15 protein-coding genes are annotated in these 20514 nt (G+C 67.6%); 8 read left to right on the top strand and 7 right to left on the bottom strand.

Features of this window, described 5'->3' with window-relative positions:
* Positions 1–8 precede the first annotated feature (8 nt).
* From C9J49_RS03055 to sucD, 6 genes are all read left to right on the top strand, one after another.
* Positions 9–719: a succinate dehydrogenase iron-sulfur subunit gene (locus C9J49_RS03055; RefSeq protein ID WP_035597289.1), complete on the top strand. Its 711-nt coding sequence runs from the start codon at positions 9–11 to the stop codon at positions 717–719.
* 212 nt (positions 720–931) lie between these two features.
* Positions 932–3769, top strand: a complete 2838-nt coding sequence (locus C9J49_RS03050) for a 2-oxoglutarate dehydrogenase E1 component (protein WP_035597286.1) — start codon at positions 932–934, stop codon at positions 3767–3769.
* A gap of 42 nt (positions 3770–3811) precedes the next feature.
* Complete coding sequence (gene odhB, locus C9J49_RS03045) at positions 3812–5362, top strand: 2-oxoglutarate dehydrogenase complex dihydrolipoyllysine-residue succinyltransferase (RefSeq protein ID WP_107180892.1); 1551 nt, start codon at positions 3812–3814, stop codon at positions 5360–5362.
* A gap of 47 nt (positions 5363–5409) precedes the next feature.
* Positions 5410–6849 carry a dihydrolipoyl dehydrogenase gene (gene lpdA / locus C9J49_RS03040; RefSeq protein WP_107180891.1) on the top strand — a complete coding sequence of 480 codons (1440 nt, stop codon included), beginning with the start codon at positions 5410–5412 and terminating at the stop codon, positions 6847–6849.
* Between the two features lie 139 nt (positions 6850–6988).
* Positions 6989–8155, top strand: coding sequence for an ADP-forming succinate--CoA ligase subunit beta (gene sucC / locus C9J49_RS03035; protein WP_016856036.1), 1167 nt, complete (start codon positions 6989–6991; stop codon positions 8153–8155).
* Complete coding sequence (gene sucD, locus C9J49_RS03030) at positions 8155–9027, top strand: succinate--CoA ligase subunit alpha (protein ID WP_035597275.1); 873 nt, start codon at positions 8155–8157, stop codon at positions 9025–9027. The genes sucC and sucD overlap by 1 nt, the downstream gene beginning before the upstream one ends.
* Positions 9028–9112: 85 nt before the next feature.
* On the opposite strand, the gene siaD is transcribed toward sucD, so the two are convergent.
* The 5 genes from siaD to C9J49_RS17395 form a co-directional block, all read right to left on the bottom strand.
* On the bottom strand, positions 9113–9907 hold the full coding sequence (gene siaD / locus C9J49_RS03025; protein ID WP_181454234.1) for a biofilm regulation diguanylate cyclase SiaD: 795 nt from the start codon (positions 9905–9907) through the stop codon (positions 9113–9115).
* Positions 9904–10293 (bottom strand): biofilm regulation phosphoprotein SiaC, encoded by a 390-nt coding sequence (gene siaC, locus C9J49_RS03020; RefSeq protein ID WP_046080035.1) that lies wholly within the window; start codon positions 10291–10293, stop codon positions 9904–9906. The genes siaD and siaC overlap by 4 nt, the downstream gene beginning before the upstream one ends.
* Positions 10294–10306: 13 nt before the next feature.
* Entirely contained in the window at positions 10307–10840 is a 534-nt protein-coding gene (siaB, locus tag C9J49_RS03015) for a biofilm regulation protein kinase SiaB (protein WP_107180889.1), read from the bottom strand.
* A gap of 12 nt (positions 10841–10852) precedes the next feature.
* Complete coding sequence (gene siaA / locus C9J49_RS03010; protein ID WP_107180888.1) at positions 10853–12892, bottom strand: biofilm regulation protein phosphatase SiaA; 2040 nt, start codon at positions 12890–12892, stop codon at positions 10853–10855.
* Between the two features lie 200 nt (positions 12893–13092).
* A complete protein-coding gene (locus C9J49_RS17395; RefSeq protein ID WP_107180887.1) occupies positions 13093–14961 on the bottom strand; it encodes a cellulose binding domain-containing protein in 1869 nt (622 codons plus the stop codon).
* A gap of 262 nt (positions 14962–15223) precedes the next feature.
* Between C9J49_RS17395 and C9J49_RS03000 the strand changes: the two genes are divergently transcribed.
* Both C9J49_RS03000 and C9J49_RS02995 read left to right on the top strand, forming a co-directional pair.
* Positions 15224–16975, top strand: a complete 1752-nt coding sequence (locus tag C9J49_RS03000) for a type I secretion system permease/ATPase (protein WP_258393744.1) — start codon at positions 15224–15226, stop codon at positions 16973–16975.
* Positions 16959–18272, top strand: coding sequence for an HlyD family type I secretion periplasmic adaptor subunit (locus tag C9J49_RS02995; protein WP_107180885.1), 1314 nt, complete (start codon positions 16959–16961; stop codon positions 18270–18272). The genes C9J49_RS03000 and C9J49_RS02995 overlap by 17 nt, the downstream gene beginning before the upstream one ends.
* Positions 18273–18297: 25 nt before the next feature.
* Here the strand turns inward: C9J49_RS02995 and C9J49_RS02990 are convergent, their stop codons facing one another.
* Entirely contained in the window at positions 18298–19290 is a 993-nt protein-coding gene (locus C9J49_RS02990) for a lysylphosphatidylglycerol synthase transmembrane domain-containing protein (protein WP_107180884.1), read from the bottom strand.
* Entirely contained in the window at positions 19283–20395 is a 1113-nt protein-coding gene (locus C9J49_RS02985) for a glycosyltransferase family 1 protein (RefSeq protein ID WP_107180883.1), read from the bottom strand. Before C9J49_RS02985 ends, C9J49_RS02990 begins: the two co-directional genes overlap by 8 nt.
* Positions 20396–20514: the final 119 nt, after the last annotated feature.

Here is a 20514-nt window from a genome sequence, read left to right as displayed (position 1 = left end):
GAGTCACGATGTCCACGCTTCAGGTATCCCTGTACCGCTACAATCCCGAGACGGACTCCGCCCCCTACATGGAGGAGTTCCAGGTCGACACCCAGGGCCGCGACCTGATGGTGCTCGACGTCCTGCACCTGGTGAAGGAGCAGGACAACGGCCTGGCCTATCGTCGCAGCTGCCGCGAGGGTGTGTGCGGCTCCGACGGCATGAACATGAACGGCAAGAACGGCCTGGCCTGCATCACGCCGCTGTCCGACGTGGTCAAGAAGGGCAAGCTGACCCTGCGTCCGCTGCCCGGCCTGCCGGTCATCCGTGACCTGGTGGTCGACATGGGGCTGTTCTACCAGCAGTACGAGCGCATCCAGCCGTACCTGCAGAACGATACCCCGGCGCCGGCTATCGAGCGTCTGCAGTCGCCGGAGGACCGCGACAAGCTCGACGGCCTCTACGAGTGCATCCTGTGCGCCTGCTGCTCGACCTCCTGCCCGTCGTTCTGGTGGAACCCGGACAAGTTCGTCGGTCCGGCCGGTCTGCTGCAGGCCTATCGCTTCCTCGCCGACTCCCGCGACGAGGCGACACGCGAGCGTCTGGAAGGCCTTCAGGACCCGTTCAGCGTGTTCCGCTGCCGCGGCATCATGAACTGTGTGGCGGTGTGTCCGAAGGGGCTCAATCCCACGCGCGCGATCGGCAAGATTCGCGAGATGCTGCTGGCGGATGCCACTTAAATCGTGGGCCGGGGCTTGTTATCATACGTTTCAGGCTGCGACGTGCTGTCGCAGTCTGGCCCCCGGTGAGACGTCCGAAGCCGGTGCCTCGTGCACCGGCTTCTGAGCATAGAAAAACAGGTGACCGCCCCGCCGGCTGGCTACCTAACTGATGTCGCCACGGGTGAGCCGTGACGGCCGACACCACCCCATCAGTGCAGGGTGACCGAGAGATGCAACAAGGCATAATGGAGTTGATGTGGCGCTCCTCCCATGTCAGTGGCAGCAATGTCCACTACGTGGAAGCGCTCTACGAGCAGTACCTCGATGACCCCTCTGCCGTTCCCGACGAATGGCGTCAGTACTTCGATCAACTGCCGAGACCCGATGGCAGCGCCACTCAAGACGTTCCGCTTGCCCCTACCCGCGAACAGTTCTACCAGCTAGGCCGCCAGCGCCGCACCGCCCAGACCGCGTCCGCCGCTTCCGAGAGCGACGAGAACCGCAAGCAGGTCAAGGTGCTGCAGCTGATCAACGCCTATCGCTTCCGCGGACACCAGAAGGCTGATATCGATCCCCTCGATCTGCGTAGCCCGACCCCGGTGCCCGACCTGGATCTGTCCTTCCACCAGCTCTCCAAGGCCGACCTGGATACCGAATTCCAGACCGGCTCTCTGTTCATGGGCGCCGACAAGGCACCGCTGAAGCAGATCGTCGAGGCGCTGGAGCAGACCTACTGCCGCAGCATCGGCTGCGAGTTCATGCACATCGTCGACACCGAAGAGAAGCGCTGGCTCCAGCAGCGTTTCGAGTCGGTGCGCTCGGCGCCGACGTTCAGCGAAGACGTCCGCAAGCATGTCTTCGAGCGGCTCACCGCCGCCGAGGGTCTCGAGAGCTATCTGGCCTCCAAGTACCCGGGCACCAAGCGCTTCGGCCTGGAGGGCGGCGAGTCCTTCATCCCGATGATGGACGAGCTGATCCAGCGCGCTGGCGGCTATGGTACCAAGGAAGTCGTGATCGGCATGGCCCACCGCGGCCGTCTCAACGTGCTGGTCAACATCCTGGGCAAGAACCCGTCCGAGCTGATCGACGAGTTCGACGGCAAGAAGCTGGTCGAGCGCGGCTCCGGTGACGTGAAGTATCACCAGGGCTTCAGTTCCAACGTCATGACCCCGGGCGGCGAAGTCCACCTGGCCATGTCGTTCAACCCTTCCCACCTGGAGATCGTCGCGCCGGTGGTCGAGGGATCGGTGCGGGCCCGCCAGGACCGTCGCAACGACACCGACGGCGGCAAGGTGCTGCCGATCAACGTCCATGGCGACGCGGCCTTCGCCGGCCAGGGCGTGGTCATGGAGACGTTCCAGATGTCCCAGACCCGCGCCTACCGGACCGGCGGCACGGTGCACATCGTGATCAACAACCAGGTGGGCTTCACCACGTCCCACCCGGAAGACTCGCGCTCCACCGAGTACTGCACCGACATCGCCAAGATGGTTCAGGCGCCGATCTTCCACGTCAACGGCGACGATCCGGACGCCGTGCTGCACGCCACCCAGGTGGCACTGGACTACCGCCAGCAGTTCAAGAAGGACGTGGTCATCGACCTGGTGTGCTACCGTCGCCGCGGCCACAACGAGGCCGACGAGCCGTCCGGCACCCAGCCGATGATGTACAGCAAGATCAAGAATCATCCGTCCTCGCGCGCGCTGTACGCCGAGCGCCTGGTGAAGGAGGGGCTGTACTCCGAGGATGAGGCCAAGGCCACCATGGAAGGTTATCGCGACGACCTGGTCGCCGGTAACCACGTGGCCAACGCCCTGGTGCAGAAGCCGAACACCGCGCTGTTCGTCGACTGGAAGCCCTATCTCGGTCACGAGTGGAGCGGCCACACCGACACCAGCTTCGACATGAAGCGCCTGCAGCACCTGGCGGCGCGCATGTGCGAGGTGCCGGACGGCGTCAGCGTGCAGCGCCAGGTCGCCAAGATCTACGACGACCGCCGCAAGATGCAGGCCGGCGGCATGGCCTGCAACTGGGGCTTCGCCGAGACCCTGGCCTATGCCACGCTGCTCGACCAGGGCCACCCGATTCGCCTGACCGGTCAGGACGTGGGTCGTGGCACCTTTTCCCACCGCCACGCGGTGGTGCACAACCAGAAGGACGGCAGCACCTTCGTGCCGCTGCAGCATCTGAGCGATGGCCAGCCGCGCTTCACCATCCACGACTCCTTCCTGTCGGAAGAAGCCGTGCTGGCGTTCGAGTACGGCTACTCCACCACGGCGCCCAACGACCTGGTGATCTGGGAAGCGCAGTTCGGCGACTTCTTCAACGGTGCCCAGGTGGTGGTCGACCAGTTCATCTCCTCCGGCGAGACCAAGTGGGAGCGGCTGTGCGGCCTGACCATGCTGCTGCCGCATGGCTACGAGGGGCAGGGGCCCGAGCACTCCTCCGCGCGCCTGGAGCGTTTCCTGCAGCTGTGCGCCGAGCACAACATGCAGGTCTGCGTGCCGACCACGCCGGCGCAGATCTTCCACCTGCTGCGTCGCCAGGTGATCCGCAAGCTGCGCAAGCCGCTGGTGGTGATGTCGCCGAAGAGCCTGCTGCGCCACAAGGATGCCACCTCCAGCCTCGACGAGCTGGCCAACGGCAGCTTCCAGATGGTGATTCCCGACCAGGGCAAGCGCGACGCCGACAAGGTCGAGCGCATCATCCTGTGTGCCGGCAAGGTCTACTACGATCTGGCCAACTGGCGCGAGGAGAACGCCCGCGACGACGTGGCCATCCTGCGTCTCGAGCAGCTCTACCCGTTCCCCGAAGCCGAGCTCTTCGAGGCGATCCAGGCCTACACCAACGCCAGCGAGATGGTGTGGTGCCAGGAGGAGCCGCTCAACCAGGGCGCCTGGTACCCCAGTCAGCACCACATGCGCAGCGTGGCGGAGCAGCTCAAGACGGGCCTGGGCGGCAAGCTCAAGTTCGCCGGCCGCCCGGCATCGGCCGCCCCCGCGGCGGGCTACATGTCCGTGCACACCGAACAGCAGCGCAAGCTGGTGGAAGACGCCTTCAACCTCTAAGGCAGCCCACCGGGACGAGAGAGAACACACAAGGGAAACGACATGGCTACCGAGATCAAGGCACCCACCTTTCCGGAATCCGTTGCCGAAGGCAGCGTGGCCGCCTGGCACAAGAAGCCGGGTGACAGCGTCGAGCGTGACGAGCTGATCGTCGAGATCGAGACCGACAAGGTGGTGCTCGAGGTCGTGGCACCCGAGGCCGGTACCCTGGCCGAGGTGCTGGCGGAGGAAGGCGATACCGTGCAGTCCGAGCAGGTGCTCGGCCGCATCGGCGAAGGCGCGGCCAGCGGCGGCGACAAGGCCGAGGCCGCCAGCGAGGAGAAGAGCGAAGCCAAGCCGGAGGCCGCCCCGGCCGCCGGCGGCGAGGCGCACGAGGTGAAGGCTCCGACCTTCCCCGAGTCCGTCCAGGAAGGCACCGTCGCCAGCTGGAACAAGCAGGTCGGCGAAGCCGTCAAGCGTGACGAGGTGCTGGCCGAGATCGAGACCGACAAGGTCGTGCTCGAGGTGGTCGCGCCGGCGGACGGCGCGCTGTCCGAGATCAAGGCCGAGGAAGGCAGCCAGGTGGCCTCCGAAGAGGTGCTGGCGATCTTCACCGAAGGCGCCGGCGGCGATGCCGCTCCGGCCGCCGGTGAAGGCAAGGCCGCGGCCTCCGCCGACGACGGCGCCAGCGACGAGAAGGTCGGCGACAAGATCCTCGCCCCGGCCGCGCGCAAGCTGGTCGCCGAGCACGACCTCGACGTCGGCAAGCTCGAAGGCACCGGCAAGGGGGGGCGCGTCCTCAAGGAAGACGTGCAGAAGGCGATCAAGGACGGCAGCGCCAAGAAGTCGGCCAAGTCCGCCCAGCCGGCCGGCGCCAAGGCCGCCGCGGCGCCGGCGCCGGTCGCCGAGGGCGAGCGTCCCGAGAAGCGCGTGCCGATGACGCGCCTGCGCAAGACCATCGCCAAGCGTCTGGTCGAGGCCCAGCAGACCGCCGCCATGCTGACCACCTACAACGAGGTGGACATGGGCGCGGTCATGGACCTGCGCGCGCAGTACAAGGACACCTTCCTCAAGGCCCACGACACCAAGCTCGGCTTCATGGGCTTCTTCGTCAAGGCGGCCTCCGAGGCGCTCAAGCGCTTCCCGGACGTCAACGCCTCCATCGACGGCGACGACATCGTCTACCACGGTTACCAGGACATCGGCGTGGCCGTGTCCACCGACCGTGGCCTGGTCGTGCCGGTGCTGCGCGATACCGACAGCATGAAGATCGCCGACGTCGAGAAGGGCATCGTCGACTTCGGCAAGCGTGCCCGTGACGGCAAGCTCGGCATCGACGAGATGCAGGGCGGCACCTTCACCATCACCAACGGCGGCATCTTCGGCTCGCTGATGTCCACGCCGATCCTCAATCCGCCGCAGACCGCGATCCTGGGCATGCACAAGATCCAGGAGCGTCCGATGGCGGTCAACGGCAAGGTCGAGATTCGCCCGATGATGTACCTGGCGCTGTCATACGATCACCGCATGATCGACGGCAAGGACGCGGTGCAGTTCCTGGTGACCATCAAGGAGCTGCTCGAGGACCCGGCCCGTCTGCTGCTGGATGTCTGATCCGCGCCGGTTAACGAGCACAGCGAAACATAACGCAAGGAGCCAACATGGCCGACAAGTTTGATGTCATCGTCATCGGCGCGGGCCCCGGCGGCTACGTGGCCGCCATCCGCGCCGCCCAGATGGGCCTGAAGACCGCCTGTGTCGAGAAGTGGATCGGCAAGGAAGGCAATGTCGTGCACGGCGGGACCTGCCTGAACGTCGGTTGCATCCCGTCCAAGGCGCTGCTGGAGGCCTCCCACAAGTTCGTCGAGGCGCAGCACGACTTCGACGACATGGGCATCGAGGCGGGTGACGTCACCATGGACGTCAAGAAGATGATGGCCCGCAAGGACAAGATCGTTAAGAACCTGACCGGCGGTATCGCCGGCCTGTTCAAGGCCAACGGCGTCACCGCGCTGGAGGGCACCGGCAAGGTGACCGGCAGCAAGCAGGTCGAGGTCACCGACAAGGACGGCAACGCCGCCACCTACGAGGCGGACAACATCGTGGTCGCCGCCGGCTCCGTGCCGGTCGAGATCCCGCCGACCCCGCTGACCGAAGGCCTGATCGTCGACTCCACCGGCGCGCTGGAATTCCAGGAAACGCCGAAGCGTCTGGGCGTCATCGGCGCCGGCGTCATCGGCCTGGAGCTCGGCAGCGTGTGGAACCGTCTGGGCTCGGAAGTCACCGTCCTCGAGGCCATGGACGACTTCCTGCCGATGGTCGACGGCGCCATCGCCAAGGAAACCCAGAAGCTGCTCAAGAAGCAGGGCCTGGACATCAAGCTGGGCGCCCGCGTCACCGGCTCCGAGGTCAAGGGCGACGAGGTCGTGGTCAAGTACTCCGACGCCAAGGGCGAGCAGGAGATCACCTTCGACAAGCTGATCGTCTGCGTCGGCCGCAAGCCGTACACCAAGGGCGTGATCGGTGAGGGCGTGGGCGTCGAGCTCGACGAGCGCGGCTTCATCCACGTCGACGACCAGTGCCGCACCAGCGTGCCGGGCGTCTACGCCATCGGCGACTGCGTGCGTGGCCCGATGCTGGCCCACAAGGCCTCCGAAGAGGGCGTGATGGTCGCGGACATCATCGCCGGTCACAAGGCCGAGATGAACTACGACGCCATTCCCAGCGTGATCTACACCTTCCCCGAGGTGGCCTGGGTCGGCATGACCGAGCAGGACGCCAAGGCGGCCGGCATCGAGGTCAAGACCGGCGCCTTCCCGTTCGCCGCCAGCGGTCGTGCCATGGCCAACAATGCCACCGAGGGTCAGGCCAAGGTGATCGCCGACGCCGAGACCGATCGTATCCTGGGCCTGCACATCGTCGGCCAGCACGCCGGCGAGATGATCGCCCAGGGCGTCATCGCCATGGAATTCGGCTCCAGCGCCGAGGATCTGGCGCTGTCCTGCTATGCGCACCCGACCATGTCCGAGGCTGTCCACGAGGCAGCCCTGGCCGTGGAAGGTCACGCCATCCACATGGCGAACCGCAAGAAGCGCAAGTAAGACAACAAGAGCGCCGCCTTCGGGCGGCGCGTCCCTTCCGGCCATGCATCGGAGGGGAGCGGTGGTAGCCGCCGCGCTGCGCCGAGCCGGCGCCCGGGCGACTACCGTTCGAGTCACATGCAACCAATGGCATGAATCGATGAACCTTCACGAGTATCAGAGCAAACAGCTGTTTGCCGACTATGGTCTGCCCGTCTCCAAGGGCTTTGCCGTCGACACCCCCGAGGAAGCGGCGGAAGCCTGCAAGAAGATCGGCGGTGAGATGTGGGTCGTCAAGGCCCAGGTCCACGCCGGTGGCCGCGGCAAGGCCGGCGGCGTCAAGCTGGTCAAGAGCGCCGACGAGGCCAAGGCCTTCGCCGAGCAGTGGCTGGGCAAGAACCTGGTGACCTTCCAGACCGACGAGCACGGTCAGCCGGTCGCCAAGATCCTGGTCGAGAACTGCACCGACATCGCCAGCGAGCTCTATCTCGGTGCCGTGGTCGATCGCGCCACCCGCCGCGTGGTCTTCATGGCTTCCACCGAGGGCGGCGTCGAGATCGAGAAGGTCGCCGAGGAAACTCCGGAGAAGATCCTCAAGGCCGAGATCGATCCGCTGGTCGGTGCCCAGCCGTACCAGGCCCGTGAGCTGGCCTTCCAGCTGGGCCTCGAAGGCGCACAGGTCAAGCAGTTCACCAAGATCTTCCTGGGCCTGTCCAAGCTGTTCCACGACAAGGATCTGGCGCTGCTCGAGATCAACCCGCTGGTGATCACCGAGGAAGGCAACCTGCACTGCCTCGACGCCAAGATCAACCTGGACGGCAACGCCCTGTACCGTCACCCGGACCTGCAGGCCATGCGCGATCCCTCCCAGGAGGATTCCCGCGAGGCCGAGGCCGCGGCATGGGACCTGAACTACGTGGCCCTGGACGGCAACATCGGCTGCATGGTCAACGGCGCCGGCCTGGCCATGGGCACCATGGACATCGTCAACCTGAACGGCGGCAGCCCGGCCAACTTCCTGGACGTGGGCGGTGGCGCCACCAAGGAGCGCGTGGCGGAAGCGTTCAAGATCATCCTGTCCGACGACAACGTCAAGGCCGTGCTGGTCAACATCTTCGGCGGCATCGTGCGCTGCGACATGATCGCCGAGGGCATCATCGGTGCCGTCGAGCAGGTGGGCGTCAACGTGCCGGTCGTGGTGCGTCTGGAAGGTAACAACGCCGAGCTGGGTGCCGAGAAGCTGGCCTCCAGCGGTCTGAACATCATCGCTGCCAAGAGCCTCACCGACGCGGCTCAGCAGGTCGTCAAGGCAGCGGAGGGCAAGTAATGAGCATCCTGATCGACAAGAACACCAAGGTCATCTGCCAGGGCTTCACCGGCGGCCAGGGGACCTTCCACTCCGAGCAGGCGATCGCCTACGGCACCCAGATGGTCGGCGGCGTGACCCCGGGCAAGGGCGGCCAGGAGCACCTGGGCCTGCCGGTGTTCAACACCGTCAAGGAAGCGGTCGAGCAGACCGGCGCCGAGGCCAGCGTGATCTACGTGCCGGCCGCCTTCTGCAAGGACTCCATCCTCGAGGCCGCCAACGCCGGCATCAAGCTGATCGTGTGCATCACCGAGGGCATCCCGACCCTCGACATGCTCGACGTCAAGGTCAAGTGCGATGAGCTGGGCGTGCGCCTGATCGGCCCGAACTGCCCCGGCGTGATCACCCCGGGCGAGAGCAAGATCGGCATCATGCCGGGCCACATCCACAAGCCGGGCAAGGTCGGTATCGTGTCGCGCTCCGGCACCCTGACCTATGAGGCGGTCAAGCAGACCACCGACCACGGCTTCGGCCAGTCCACCTGCGTGGGCATCGGCGGCGACCCGATCCCGGGCTCCACCTTCATCGACATCCTCGAGAAGTTCGAGAAGGATCCGGCCACCGAAGCCATCGTGATGATCGGTGAGATCGGCGGCACCGCCGAGGAAGAGGCGGCCGCCTACATCAAGGAGCACGTCTCCAAGCCGGTGGTGTCCTACATCGCCGGCGTCACCGCCCCTCCCGGCAAGCGCATGGGCCACGCCGGCGCCATCATCGCCGGCGGCAAGGGCACTGCGGACGAGAAGTTCGGCGCCCTCGAGGCGGCGGGCGTCAAGACCGTGCGCTCCCTGGCCGAGATCGGCGACGCGCTGAAGGAAGCCACCGGCTGGTAAGCCGCTGCCTTCGCGACGCGATGCGCAAAGGGCACCCTTCGGGGTGCCCTTTTTCGTGATCGCGGCGAGTGGCTGGGTGAGGGGCTCAGCTCGCTCGGCGGGTGCGGTCGCGCCCCTCGCCCTTGGCGCTCAGCAGTGCCTGGTCGGCGCGGCGGATGGTGTCCTGGTAGGCTTCGGCGGGGCGGTGCTCGGCGACGCCGATGCTGGCGGTCACGGTGGTCGGGCGGTGCGCGTCGTCCAGTGCCAGGTCGAGATGGCGGAGCCGCTCGCCGAGCCGGACGAGCAGCGATTCGGCCTGGTCGAGGCGGGTGTCCGGCAGCACCACAAGAAACTCCTCGCCGCCCCAGCGGCCGCAGAGATCGTCACCGCGCAGCGTGTTCGTCAGTGCGCCGGCCAGGGCGACCAGCGCCCGGTCGCCGGCCGCATGACCATAGCGGTCGTTGATGCTCTTGAAATGATCGATGTCGATTATCGCCAGGCTCAGGGGACGGTCATGCCGGATAGCGCGCGAGACCAGCGTCACCAGCTGCTCGTCGAGACGGCGGCGGTTGAAAAGTCCGGTCAGCGGGTCCAGCCCAGAGGCGTCCTCGAGCTCCTGGTTGCGCTCGAGCAGGAAGTCCTGAAAGCGGTCGGCGATGCGAGACAGCTTGCGCTGTCGCCGCTGTTGTCGCTCCAGCTGCTGGCGGGTCGCGTGCAGGTCCTCCTGGGCGCCCTGCTGAAAGCCGTCGGCGATGGCGATCATTCGCTCCAGCCGCTCGCGTTGCGCCAGATAGTGATGATAGAGGCGTCGTAGCGCCTCGTGCAGCGGGTGGTCGCCATGGGCGTCGTCCTGCAGCAGCGCCGCCACCTCGGCGAGCAGGGCCTCGTCCCGGGCGCTCACGTGCTCACCTCGAGCGGGCGAATGGCAAAGGGATAGCTGCAGTCCTCCTTGAACTCCTCGGCCAGCTCGGCGATGCGCTCGTTGCGCGGGTCGTAGCGCCATTCGACGCCGACCTCGCGGCCGCTTTCGTGGGCCTCCTCGAGCAGGTCGAAGATGTCCATCATCGCCTTGACCGAGCTGGTGTTGAGGTAGACGAGCTGCAGGTCCAGCCTCAGGGGGCGTGCTTCCTGCCCCAGGAACGCCTCGACCCAGGTGATGACCTGGTCGAAGAGATCGAAGGAATTCTCCGGATAGGAATCGCCCTGCATCGTGAGCCGGCCTGCCTGCCAGTCGCTCTGGATGGCGGGAGTGGAGGCGCTGCCGGGGAGAGTCAGATCTTGGCTCATGGGGAAAGACCGTTCAGATGGTGGCTGTCAGGCTGAGAAAGCTGCGGCCGGCGGACAGCGGCTGCAGCGAGGCCTCGAGGGGGCGCGATGACTTGCGGGCCATGTCGATCAGTCCCAGGCCGGCACCGCTCGGCGCGGCCTCGTCGCGGGGGCGGCGCAGCTGCTGCTTGTAGGCACGCTTGAGCTCGACGGCATCGAGCCCGGCCAGGCTCTCCACGGCTTCGACCAGGCGCTGGCCGTCGGCGTCTTCCACCAGATTGCCGGCGGAGACCAGATAGCGGCCATCCTCGTCACGGGCCACGGCGACCGTGGCCGTGGCATCTTCTTCGCCGTAGCCCCGCTCGCGAGCATAGTGGCGGATGTTCTGGGTCATCTCGATGTAGACGGCGAACACGTCCATGGCCGAGGAAGGGGCGGCGGACTGGCTGTTCAGGTAGTTGCGCAGCGCATGGCCGATCTCCTCGATCAGGCTGCGCGAGATCGGGCCGTTGAAGCACAGCATGATGCGCTGCTGAAGGTAGGTGTCGCGCAGGGTCAGCAGATCCATGACGTCTCCGGGTCAGGTGGGCGAGGCGTGAGCGAGCGCGCCGTCATCGGGTGGCGTGTCGAAGCGGAAGCATAGCAGGGTGATGTCGTCGCGCTGGGCGTGATCGCCTCGGTAGGCGTCCAGCTCCGCCTCGAAGGCGGCGATCTGGTCATCCAGCGTGGCGTCAGCATGGCGCTTGAGCATGGCCTCGAAGCGGCGGTTGCCGAACCCGAAGCCGTGTTCGCCGCCGGCCTGATCGAGGAAGCCATCGGAACACAGCGAGTAGGTCCAGCCCCGGCGCAGCGGCATGATGTGGTTCTCGTGCACCATGGTGCGCTTCTGGCCCAGGGCGCGCTTGCCGCCAGGATGTACCTCGAGATGCGCGCCGTCGCTGGCGTAGAGCGACATCTTGGCGCCGGCGAAGGTCAGGCGCCCGGCGTCGCGCTCGACCCACACCAGGCCCATGTCCATGTTGGTGGCGATCGAGGCCGGCAGGCTCTCGCGCTGCAGGGTGGCGCGGTTCTGGCGGTCGGTCTCGTTGAGAATGGCCGCCGGGTCGTCGGCGCCGACCTTGAGGATGGCGTGGTCGACGATGGCCCGGGCCAGCATGGTCATCAGCGAGCCGGGGACGCCGTGGCCGGCGCAGTCGATGACGCCCATCAGGTAGCCGGCCTCGGTGGCGCGGAAGACGTAGATGTCGCCGCCGACCTGATCCCGCGGGCGCCACAGCACGGCCTGATGGCCGGCCAGGTGAGTCTCCAGCTGATGGCGGGGAAGGATGGCCCGCTGGATGATGCTGGCGTACTCGAGGGAGGCGTCGATCTGGCGCTGGGCGGCGGCCATCTCGGCGTTGGTGGCCTCGAGATCCCGGGTGCGGTGCCGGACCGTGGCCTCGAGCTCCTGGGTGTGCCGCTCCACCTGTCCGGCCATGTGGGCGAAGGCCCGCGACAGCTCGCCGATCTCGTCGCCGCGTTCGGTGGGCAGGTGGCTGGCGTAGTCGCCGTCGGCGATGGCCTGGGCGGAATGCTGCAGGCGGCGCAACGGGCCGAGGATCAGTCGCTCGATGCCGTAGGCCACACCGGCCATCAGCAGGGTCAGCACCAGTGCCAGGGCGCCGAGCAGCGCCCAGAACCAGCGGCCTTCGAACACCGGCGCGCTTTCCAGATCGAGAGCCGAAACGAACAGCCACTGCAGCTCGGGAAGGTAGCCCAGCGTCAGGGTGCGGGGCCGACCCTCGAGGTTGAGGTCGAGCTGCTGCACCGTGCCGGGGCGGCGCCGCGCCTCGAGCATGGCATCCTCCAGCCGCTGGCGCTGGGCCGCGTCGTCGACCAGCATCTGAAGGCGTGGCACGTCGCCATCGAGCCGGCGCTGGGTGGCGGAGTTCAGGGCCAGCCGATCGCGGTCCGGGTGCGCCTGTATGGCGCCACGGTCGTCGACGATCATCGGCGTCAGGCCGGGGGCCCTGTCGCGCAGGAAGTCGTCGAGGAAGCGGCTCAGGTCGAGCCCGCCGCCGGCCATGCCCAGTGCCCGGTCGCCATCGCGTATCGCCACGTTCAGCCACACCTTGGCCAGCCCCAGCTTGCCATCGACGTTGACGTTGATGTTGTAGCTGGCGTTGCTGGCGATGCTATCGAAGTACCAGGCGTCTTCCGGATCGTCGGGCGACAGCCGATAGCGAGGCTGACGGCTCTCGGGCGCCTCGGCGTCGTTGTAGTAGTAGTCGCCGCTGTCATGGTCGACCACGAAGTAGGCGTCACCGCTGAACTGATCGCGAAAGCCCTCGGCCTCGCGGAAGAAGCGATCGCGCCGTTCGACGTCGTCCGTCGCATCCAGCCACTCCCGGGTGACCACCGAGTCGGCGAAGCGGCGCGCCAGGGCCAGCTCACGGGAGACCGGGGCGAGAATCTCCTGCATGTGCAGCAGGGTGTACTGTTCGGCGTAGCGGGTGGCGAAGTGGCGACGCGCCTCATCGACGGCCTGCCAGCCGATCAGCAGCGCCGGTATCAGCGCCAGCAGGCAGGCCAGCAGCAGCGTGAGGGTGGACTGGCCACGCAGTCCCCAGCGTTGGGCCATTGATGGAGTTCCTTGCGCAATTCCGCCCGAAGGTCCGGAGGACGGCTTTGTAATGATTTGTGACTACTATGCCATATCCTGACGGGCAAGAAACTTGGTACGGCGAAGAGATGATCAAGCGTACCCGGCATGAGGCAGGGAATCCGTTGGATTCCCTGCGTGCGGGGGGCGGAATAGAGAGAGGGGAATGCGAGGCGGTACTAGCCGGCCACTTCCTCCACGCTGGTGTTGCCCAGGCCAAGTACCTGAACCTCGAGGGACTGCCCCGATCCGGTCTCGGCGCTCATCTCGGCGGGCAGCTCGTCATCGCCGTAGGCCTTGAAGCTGAAGCGCCAGGCGTCCCCCGGGGACAGGGTGTTGGCGTTGTTGTCCTGCACCCGATAGCCGCCGTCGGCTTCAGCGACGACGCCGTTCCACAGGGTGTCGAGATCGGCGGGCAGGTCGAAACCGACCTGCGGATCGACGATGTCGTCATCGGAGACGTTCTCGATGAAGACCTCGGCCACGTAGCCCGAGGACCACTGGCTGGTGACGTTGCCGGTCACCAGCAGCTCGGCGTCGTCCTCCAGGATGGCGGGCCTGATCCCGTCGCCGTCGAGGATCTCCCCGGGCTCAGGCGCGTCGATGGGGTCGCCGCGGAACAGGTTGCCCGATGCCGTGTGCAGGGTGATGCCATCGCCGAAGACCGCGAACTCCATGTCGGTGAGGGTATCCTCGCTGCCCTTGCCGGTGATGATCACGCCGTCATCGGACATCGCGATCTCGTGATCGTCGATGCCGCCGGTATAGCGCGCGGTGTCGACGCCTTCGCCGCCGTCCAGGCGATCGTCGCCGTCGTACCAGTCGTCGCCCGGCCCACCCTGGAGCAGGTCGTTGCCGCTGCCGCCTCGGAGGTGGTCATGGCCCAGGCCACCGTTCAGGTAGACGCCGTCATCAGAGCCCTGTACTTCGTCCGAGCGACGGGTGCCGATCAGGTAGTCGAAGACAGCCTCGTTGGCGTCGGGATCGGTCGGCGCACCGAAGCTCTCGCCGTCCTCGTTGACGTAGAGCGCCGGTGACAGCGCGTCCGCCTCGGGATCGCGGATCGATTGCCGCACGTGGACGCTGTTGTCGTGATCCCGGCCGCCGTGGAAGTTCACATCGCGGTCGGTGGAAGCGATCTCGACCTCGTTGCCGGCCGACGAGCGCCAGGAGGCGAACAGCAGGCCGTGGCGCATGCCGCTGTCCTCCAGCCCGGTGAAGACGCCGTCGTAGCTCTCGTGCAGCTCGTAGGCATAGCCGTTGCCGCCGCTTCCCTTGTTGAAGGCGCCATGGGCCTCGAGATCCTCGGCTCTGGTGTCCAGGGCACGGGAAAAACGAAAGGCGGTGGAGGGCCCCTCGATGACCTGAATGTCGTCGAGCCGGGCGTTCACCGTGCCTTCGAGATGTACGGCGTGATAGCCGCTCAGATCGTCCCTGGCGTTCTCGAAGTGCGACGGGTCGGCCTCGCCCAGCTCGAAGTGCAGGCTGAAGCCCTCCAGGGTGACGTCATCGACGCTCTCCAGGCGTTCCACCTGGGTGTCTCCCTCCGCGAAATCGAATCGCACGCCCCGGTCAAGCGTGACCTGATCGCCGTCGATATCGGTGATCCTGGCCATGCTGGTTCGCAGTTCGGCGTACTCGACCTTGCGCCAGGAACTGTCACCGATGTCGTCGAAGAAGGCGTCGTCGTTGTCCTGCCAGATGCGAATGGTATCGCCGATGGACAGGTCGGAACTGTCATTCAGCGTCAGCCGTCGATCACCGCTGTCGGCATCCGACGACAGGGTGCCGATGCCGGTGTTATCGCTGCCGTCCAGGTGAATCGCCTGGTCGTCATCCCGTGAAAGTGCCTCGTCGGTGAAGGTCAGACGCGTCTCGCCGGATCCTGCACCGATCAGGGAGATATCGGAGCGTTCGATGGTAATCGAATCATCGAAGCGAAATTCACCGGCGGAAAGCTGGAAGGTCGTGCCCGAATCGGCTTCCCGTATCAGGCTCTCGAGCTCCTCGGCGGAGGTCGAAGTTTCTACCTCGATTGTCGAACTCATTTATTGAATCCCCTTGTCATGAGGTGGCGAAGATTTAGGGTATTAATACCCTGAATTATCGATAGGTTTTTATCGAAATTCCTAAATTTCTCTGTCGTCATCTTGAGACGAATCCCATGGGTTGAAGTGAGGGTTTGATGACGGTTATTTTTCGGGTTCCGGCGCTACATGGGCGCCATTTTTAGTGTTGTATAAGCAAAAAATAGCGTCAATATAGCGGCCGATAAGTGAGGACGGACCATGGCATGGGAGAGCCACTGAGGTGTTGAGCGGGCGAGGGAAGGGCCGGAAGGATGCCGAGACGCCGCTGGAGAGCGCGCGCCAGGCGTGCCGTGGGTCGTTGCTGTGGGTGGCGGGTTTCAGCCTGTGTCTCAACGTGCTGTTGCTGACGCCCGCGCTGTACATGCTGCAGGTGTACGACCGTGTGATCACCTCGGGCAGCGAAGCGACCCTGCTGATGCTGACGCTGCTGGCGGTCTTCCTGTTCGTGGTGATCGGCGGGCTGGAGTGGGTGCGAGCGGGCGTGCTGGTGCGCCTCGCCAATCGCCTCGACGAGCGGGTCGTCGAACCCCTGCACGCGGCGATGTTCCGTCGCGGTCTGCGTCAGGCGGGCGGGCAGGGGGCCGGGCCGCTGGACGATCTCGCCAGCCTGCGTCAGGGGCTGGCGGGAGGTGCGCTGCTGGCCTTCTTCGATGTGCTCTGGGTGCCGGTCTATCTGGCCCTGCTGTTCCTGTTCGATCCCTGGTTCGGTGTCTTCGCTGCCGTGGCCGGCCTGTCGCTGCTGGCGCTGGTGGTCACCAGCGAAAAGGCCACCCGTGGCTGGCTGGAGGGGGCCGAGCAGGAGATGGCGGCCTCCCGTCAGCGGGCGGCGGAGAACCTGCGCAACGCCGAGGCCCTCGAGGCCATGGGCATGCTGCCGAGCATCGCCGGGCGCTGGCTGTCGCATCATCGCCGCGGGCTGTGGCAGCAGTCGAGGGCCAGCGACCGGGCGGCCATGTTGTCGAGCCTCACCCGAGCGCTGCGGCTGCTGCTGCAGTCGATGATCCTGGGGCTCGGTGCCTGGCTGGTGCTCGAAGAGCGCATCAGCGCCGGCATGATGATCGCCGGTTCCATCCTGCTGGGCCGCGTGCTGTCGCCGGTCGATCAGCTGGTCGGCAGCTGGCGCAGCGTCGTCGCGGCCCGGGCCGCCTATCGTCGTCTCGAGGCGATCTTCCGCGAGGCGCCGCCGCTCGCGCCTCCCATGTCGCTGCCGGCTCCCCGCGGGCGGCTGACGCTGGAGGGCGTGACCGCCGGGCCGCCGGGCGGACGACGGCCCATCCTGGCCGGCATCGATCTCGATATCGCCTCGGGGCAGCAGGTCGGCATCATCGGCCCCAGCGCCGCCGGCAAGTCGACCTTGGCGCGCCTGGCGCTGGGCGTGTGGCCGGCCCAGGAAGGATGCGTGCGGCTGGACGGCGCCGATATCGCGCGCTGGGATCGTGGAGCCTTGGGGCCACACCTCGGCTACCTGCCCCAGGACGTCGAACTGTTTGCCGGCACCATCGCGGAGAACATCGCCCGCTTCGCCGAGGTCGATGGCGAGCGGGTGATCGCGGCGGCGCGCCGCGCCGGGGTGCACGACATGATCCTGCGGCTGCCCGAGGGCTACGATACCTGGCTGGCGCCGGGCGGTGGCCTGCTCTCCGCCGGCCAGCGCCAGCGCATCGGCCTGGCGCGGGCGCTGTATGGCGATCCGGTGCTGGTGGTGCTCGACGAGCCGAATGCCAACCTGGACCATCGCGGCGAACAGGCCCTGGCCGAGGCCATGGAGGCCTTGCGGCGGGAAGGCGTGACCCTGCTGGTGATCAGCCATCGCAGTGGCGTGCTGAAGCGGGTCGACCGACTGCTGGTGCTGGACGACGGCCGGGTGTCGCTGTTCGGCCCGCGGGATCGAGTGCTGGAGCGAATGGCGACCCGGCGACAGGGACGCCGCGAAGCGACCGGTCAGGGAGGCGCCCATGCAGCCGACTCATGATGACCCTCGGCCGCCGGTCGACGACCGCCGGCATCGCCTCGCGGGGCTGGCGCTGGTGCTGGTCTGCGTGCTCGGCTTCGGCGGCTGGGCGGTCTCGGCCGAGCTGGCCGTGTCGGTGATCGCCCCCGGCCGTGTCGAGGTGGCCTCGTTCAAGAAGACGGTGCAGCACCTCGAGGGCGGCATCGTGCGACGCATCGCGGTCGAGGAGGGCGATCGCGTCGAGGAAGGGCAGACGCTGCTGGTGCTCGACCCGACCCAGGTCGAGTCGCGGCTGCAGATCGCGCGTTCGCAGTTCCTGATCAATCGCGCCGCCGAGACCCGGCTGATGGCCGAGCAGGCCGGCGATGAGCGTCTGACGTTTCCCGACGAGCTGGCCGACGCCGACTCGCCGCGCATCGCGCAGCTCAAGGCGGTGCAGCGCGGGCTCTTCCTGTCGCGGCGCGAGGCCCTGGAGGGAGCGCTGGCATCGCTTGAGGAGCAGAGCGAGCAGCTGCGTCAGCGCATCGAGGGCCGCGAGGCTATGATCCGGGTCAGCCGCGAGCAGCTCGCCTCGCTGCGTGAGGACGCCGAGGCCTATCGCTCGCTGTTCAAGGACGGGCTGGGCGACAATCGCCGGCTGAGAGAGCTGGAGCGCGAGGTGCTTCAGTACCAGGGCGAGATCGAACAGCATCGCACCGAGATCGCGCGGCTGAGATCGCAGATCAGCGAGAACGACCTGAAGAAGCGGGTGCGCGTCGAGGAGTTCCGCCAGGAGGTGGGCGAGCGCCTGCGCGAGACCCGGCGCCAGATCGCCGACGCCGAGGAGCGCATGACCGCGCTGCGCGACCAGCGTCGCCGCACCGTCGTCGAGGCGCCGGCCGCGGGCACCGTGGTCGGCTTGGCGGTGCATACCCGCGGCGCGGTGATCGAGCCCGGCACCACGCTGCTGGAGATCGTCCCGGGCGGTGGGGATTTCGTGGTCGAGGCCCGGGTCGACGACCGCGACATCGACGGCGTCTATCCCGGCCAGTCGGCGGAGATCCGCTTCAGTGCCTTCAACCGTCGCCGTTCGAAACTCCTCGACGGCACGGTGCAGCGGGTGTCCGCCGACAGCTTCACCGACGAGCGCAGCGGCCAGCGCTACTACGAGGTGCGGGTTCGGGTCAGCGAGGCGGAGCGTCAGTCGATGCCCGAAGCGATGCGGCTGCAGGCGGGCATGCCCGCCGAGGTGCGGCTGCAGACCGCTAGTCGCACCTTCGCCAGCTACCTGGCCAAGCCGGTGACCGACATGCTGGCCCGGGCCATGCGGGCCGACTGAGCCGGATCGCTTCAGTCCGCCCAGCTCAGCCGGCCCGGTCGCCATCAGGCGTGCCGCGGCGTCGAGGCAGGCCGATCATGGCCAGGAACACCGGGGCGCCGGCCAGCAGGTAGCAGTGGAAGGTGACGAAGCGCCAGATCACGATGGCGGCCCCGGCGGTGGCCTGGCCGACCAGCGGGATCAGCAGCATGCCGGTGCCGAGTTCGGCGGCGCCGGTGCCGCCGGGCAGCAGGCTCAGCTGGCCGGCCGCCATCGACAGCATCTGCACCAGGAAGGCCCAGATCCAGGCCACGTCGGCGCCCAGGCCGGCAAGCGCCAGGTAGAGCAGGCTGTAGCGCGTCAGCCAGTGGGCGGCGCAGCTGGCCATGGCCAGCATCAGCACCGGGCGGGGCAGGGCCAGGGTGGCGACCAGCGCCTGGCGAAAGCCGAGCAGTCGCCGGGCCAGGCGAGGGCGCCGCTTCCGCGATGCTCCTAGACGGCGCAGCAGCGCCGGCAGATGTCGGATCAGCATCGCCCCCGTCGCCAGCAGCAGGAGCAGGGCGACGATGGCGGCGACCAGCAGCCACTGATGGGGCCAGGGCACGGCCGTGGCCAGCGACACCAGCACCAGGGCGGTCAGCGCGGCCAGGAAGAACAGCAGGTCGCAGCACTGGTCGACCATGAACACCGCCGAGGCCCGGGAGGGGCGCAGCCCGCGTCGGGCCAGCAGCGCGAGCAGGGTCGGCAGCCCGCCGCTGCCGCCCGGGGTGGCGCAGATGGCGAACTCGGTGGCCATCACCATCCCCAGGGCGCCGCGCTGGCCGAGCGGGCCGGCGCGCCCGGCCAGCAGCAGCCTCAGTCTCAGGGCGTTGAGGTTCCAGCACAGCACCACCAGCGCCAGCATCCCCGCCAGCCTGCCCGGCGGAAAGTCGCCCAGCGCCGTCAGCGCATCGCGGCCGCCGATCATCAGCGGCACCGCCAGGGCCAGCACCAGCGCCGCGGCCAGCCACCCGCCGTAGTGTCGGCGACGCTCAGCCATGCCTCAGCGCCGCGCGCTCGCCGGGCATGAGGGTGGCGTAGTAGCCGAGTAGGTCGTCGATCACCAGGTTCCAGTGGAAGCGACGCTCCACCTGTCGGCGGGCGTGCCGGCCGCCGGCAGCGACGTCGTGGTCGAACAGGGCCTCGACCGCCTCGGCCATGGCGCCGTCGTCGTGGGGCGTGCACAGGAGCCCGCCGCCCAGCGGCACGTTCTCGATCAGCGCCCCGGCCCGGGCGGCCACCACCGGCAGGCCGCAGGCCATGGCCTCCAGCGCCACCAGGCCGAAGGTCTCGCGGGTGCCGGCGTGCAGCATGGCGTCGGCGCTGGCCAGCGCCCGGGCCACCTCGCGGCGATCGCAGTAGCGCGAGATGACGGTCACGTTGTCGGGCACTCGGGTCGGCATCCCCGGGCCCATCAGCAGCAGGTGATAGGGCTGCCCCAGGCGCCGGAGGGTGCGCAGCAGCACGTCGACGTTCTTCTCCCTCGAGTAGCGCCCGGCGAAGACCAGCAGCCGGGTGTCGGCGGGCAGCCCCAGCGAGGCCCGCCAGTCCGGATCGGCGCGGTCGGGGTGGAAGGTGTCGAGGTCGACGCCCAGCGGCTGCACGCGCACGTTCTCCACGCCCCACTCGGCCAGTCGCTCGGCCATGGCCCGGCAGGGCGCCATCACGCCGTCGAAGCGGCCGTAGAGATCGCGCACGTAGCGCTCCAGGCGCCGGCGCACCGCGCCGCCGAAGCGATCGCCCATCAGCCGCGGCAGGTCGGAGTGGTAGAAGCCGACCACCGGCACGCCGAGGCGCTGGCCGGCCTCCAGCGCAGCCCAGGGCGTGACGTAGGGATCGCCGGCCTCGATCAGGTCGGGGGCGAGCTCCAGCAGCCGCTGGCGCCAGGGGGCGCGGCGCAGCGGGAAGCGGTAGCCCTGGCCCAGCGGCAGGCGCATCGCCGGCAGGGTATGGCAGTCGTCGAGGGCGTCGCGCTCGGCGCCGGGCACGAGCAGGGTCGAGCGCAGACCGGGAGTCTCGGCGATCCGGCGGTGCTTGGCCTGGAGATAGGTGCGCACGCCGCCGCTCGAGGGGGCGTGGAACATGGTGACGTCGGCGATATGCAAAGGGTCCCTCCCGCGCGGGCCGATGGTTCCACCATCACGTTACGCGGGCTTTGCGACAGTTCGACGACATGGGCCGGGAACGCGAGCACGGGAGTACGGAAGCGGGGCTCTGAAACGCA

Origin of the sequence: Halomonas sp. SL1 (genome assembly GCF_003030865.2) — a bacterium.
Classification (GTDB): domain Bacteria; phylum Pseudomonadota; class Gammaproteobacteria; order Pseudomonadales; family Halomonadaceae; genus Halomonas; species Halomonas halophila.
The sequence above is the reverse complement of the archived record's forward strand: the minus strand, read 5'-3'. Positions and strand labels throughout refer to the sequence as shown.

Excerpts from the sequence above, each read along its gene's own strand:
- C9J49_RS03055 (WP_035597289.1), top strand. The coding sequence starts at position 9 with ATGTCCACGCTTCAGGTATCCCTGTACCGCTACAATCCCGAGACGGAC.
- C9J49_RS03050 (WP_035597286.1), top strand. The coding sequence starts at position 932 with ATGCAACAAGGCATAATGGAGTTGATGTGGCGCTCCTCCCATGTCAGT.
- odhB (WP_107180892.1), top strand. The coding sequence starts at position 3,812 with ATGGCTACCGAGATCAAGGCACCCACCTTTCCGGAATCCGTTGCCGAA.
- lpdA (WP_107180891.1), top strand. The coding sequence starts at position 5,410 with ATGGCCGACAAGTTTGATGTCATCGTCATCGGCGCGGGCCCCGGCGGC.
- sucC (WP_016856036.1), top strand. The coding sequence starts at position 6,989 with ATGAACCTTCACGAGTATCAGAGCAAACAGCTGTTTGCCGACTATGGT.
- sucD (WP_035597275.1), top strand. The coding sequence starts at position 8,155 with ATGAGCATCCTGATCGACAAGAACACCAAGGTCATCTGCCAGGGCTTC.
- siaC (WP_046080035.1), bottom strand. The coding sequence starts at position 10,293 with ATGAGCCAAGATCTGACTCTCCCCGGCAGCGCCTCCACTCCCGCCATC.
- siaB (WP_107180889.1), bottom strand. The coding sequence starts at position 10,840 with ATGGATCTGCTGACCCTGCGCGACACCTACCTTCAGCAGCGCATCATG.
- siaA (WP_107180888.1), bottom strand. The coding sequence starts at position 12,892 with ATGGCCCAACGCTGGGGACTGCGTGGCCAGTCCACCCTCACGCTGCTG.
- C9J49_RS17395 (WP_107180887.1), bottom strand. The coding sequence starts at position 14,961 with ATGAGTTCGACAATCGAGGTAGAAACTTCGACCTCCGCCGAGGAGCTC.
- C9J49_RS02995 (WP_107180885.1), top strand. The coding sequence starts at position 16,959 with ATGCAGCCGACTCATGATGACCCTCGGCCGCCGGTCGACGACCGCCGG.
- C9J49_RS02990 (WP_107180884.1), bottom strand. The coding sequence starts at position 19,290 with ATGGCTGAGCGTCGCCGACACTACGGCGGGTGGCTGGCCGCGGCGCTG.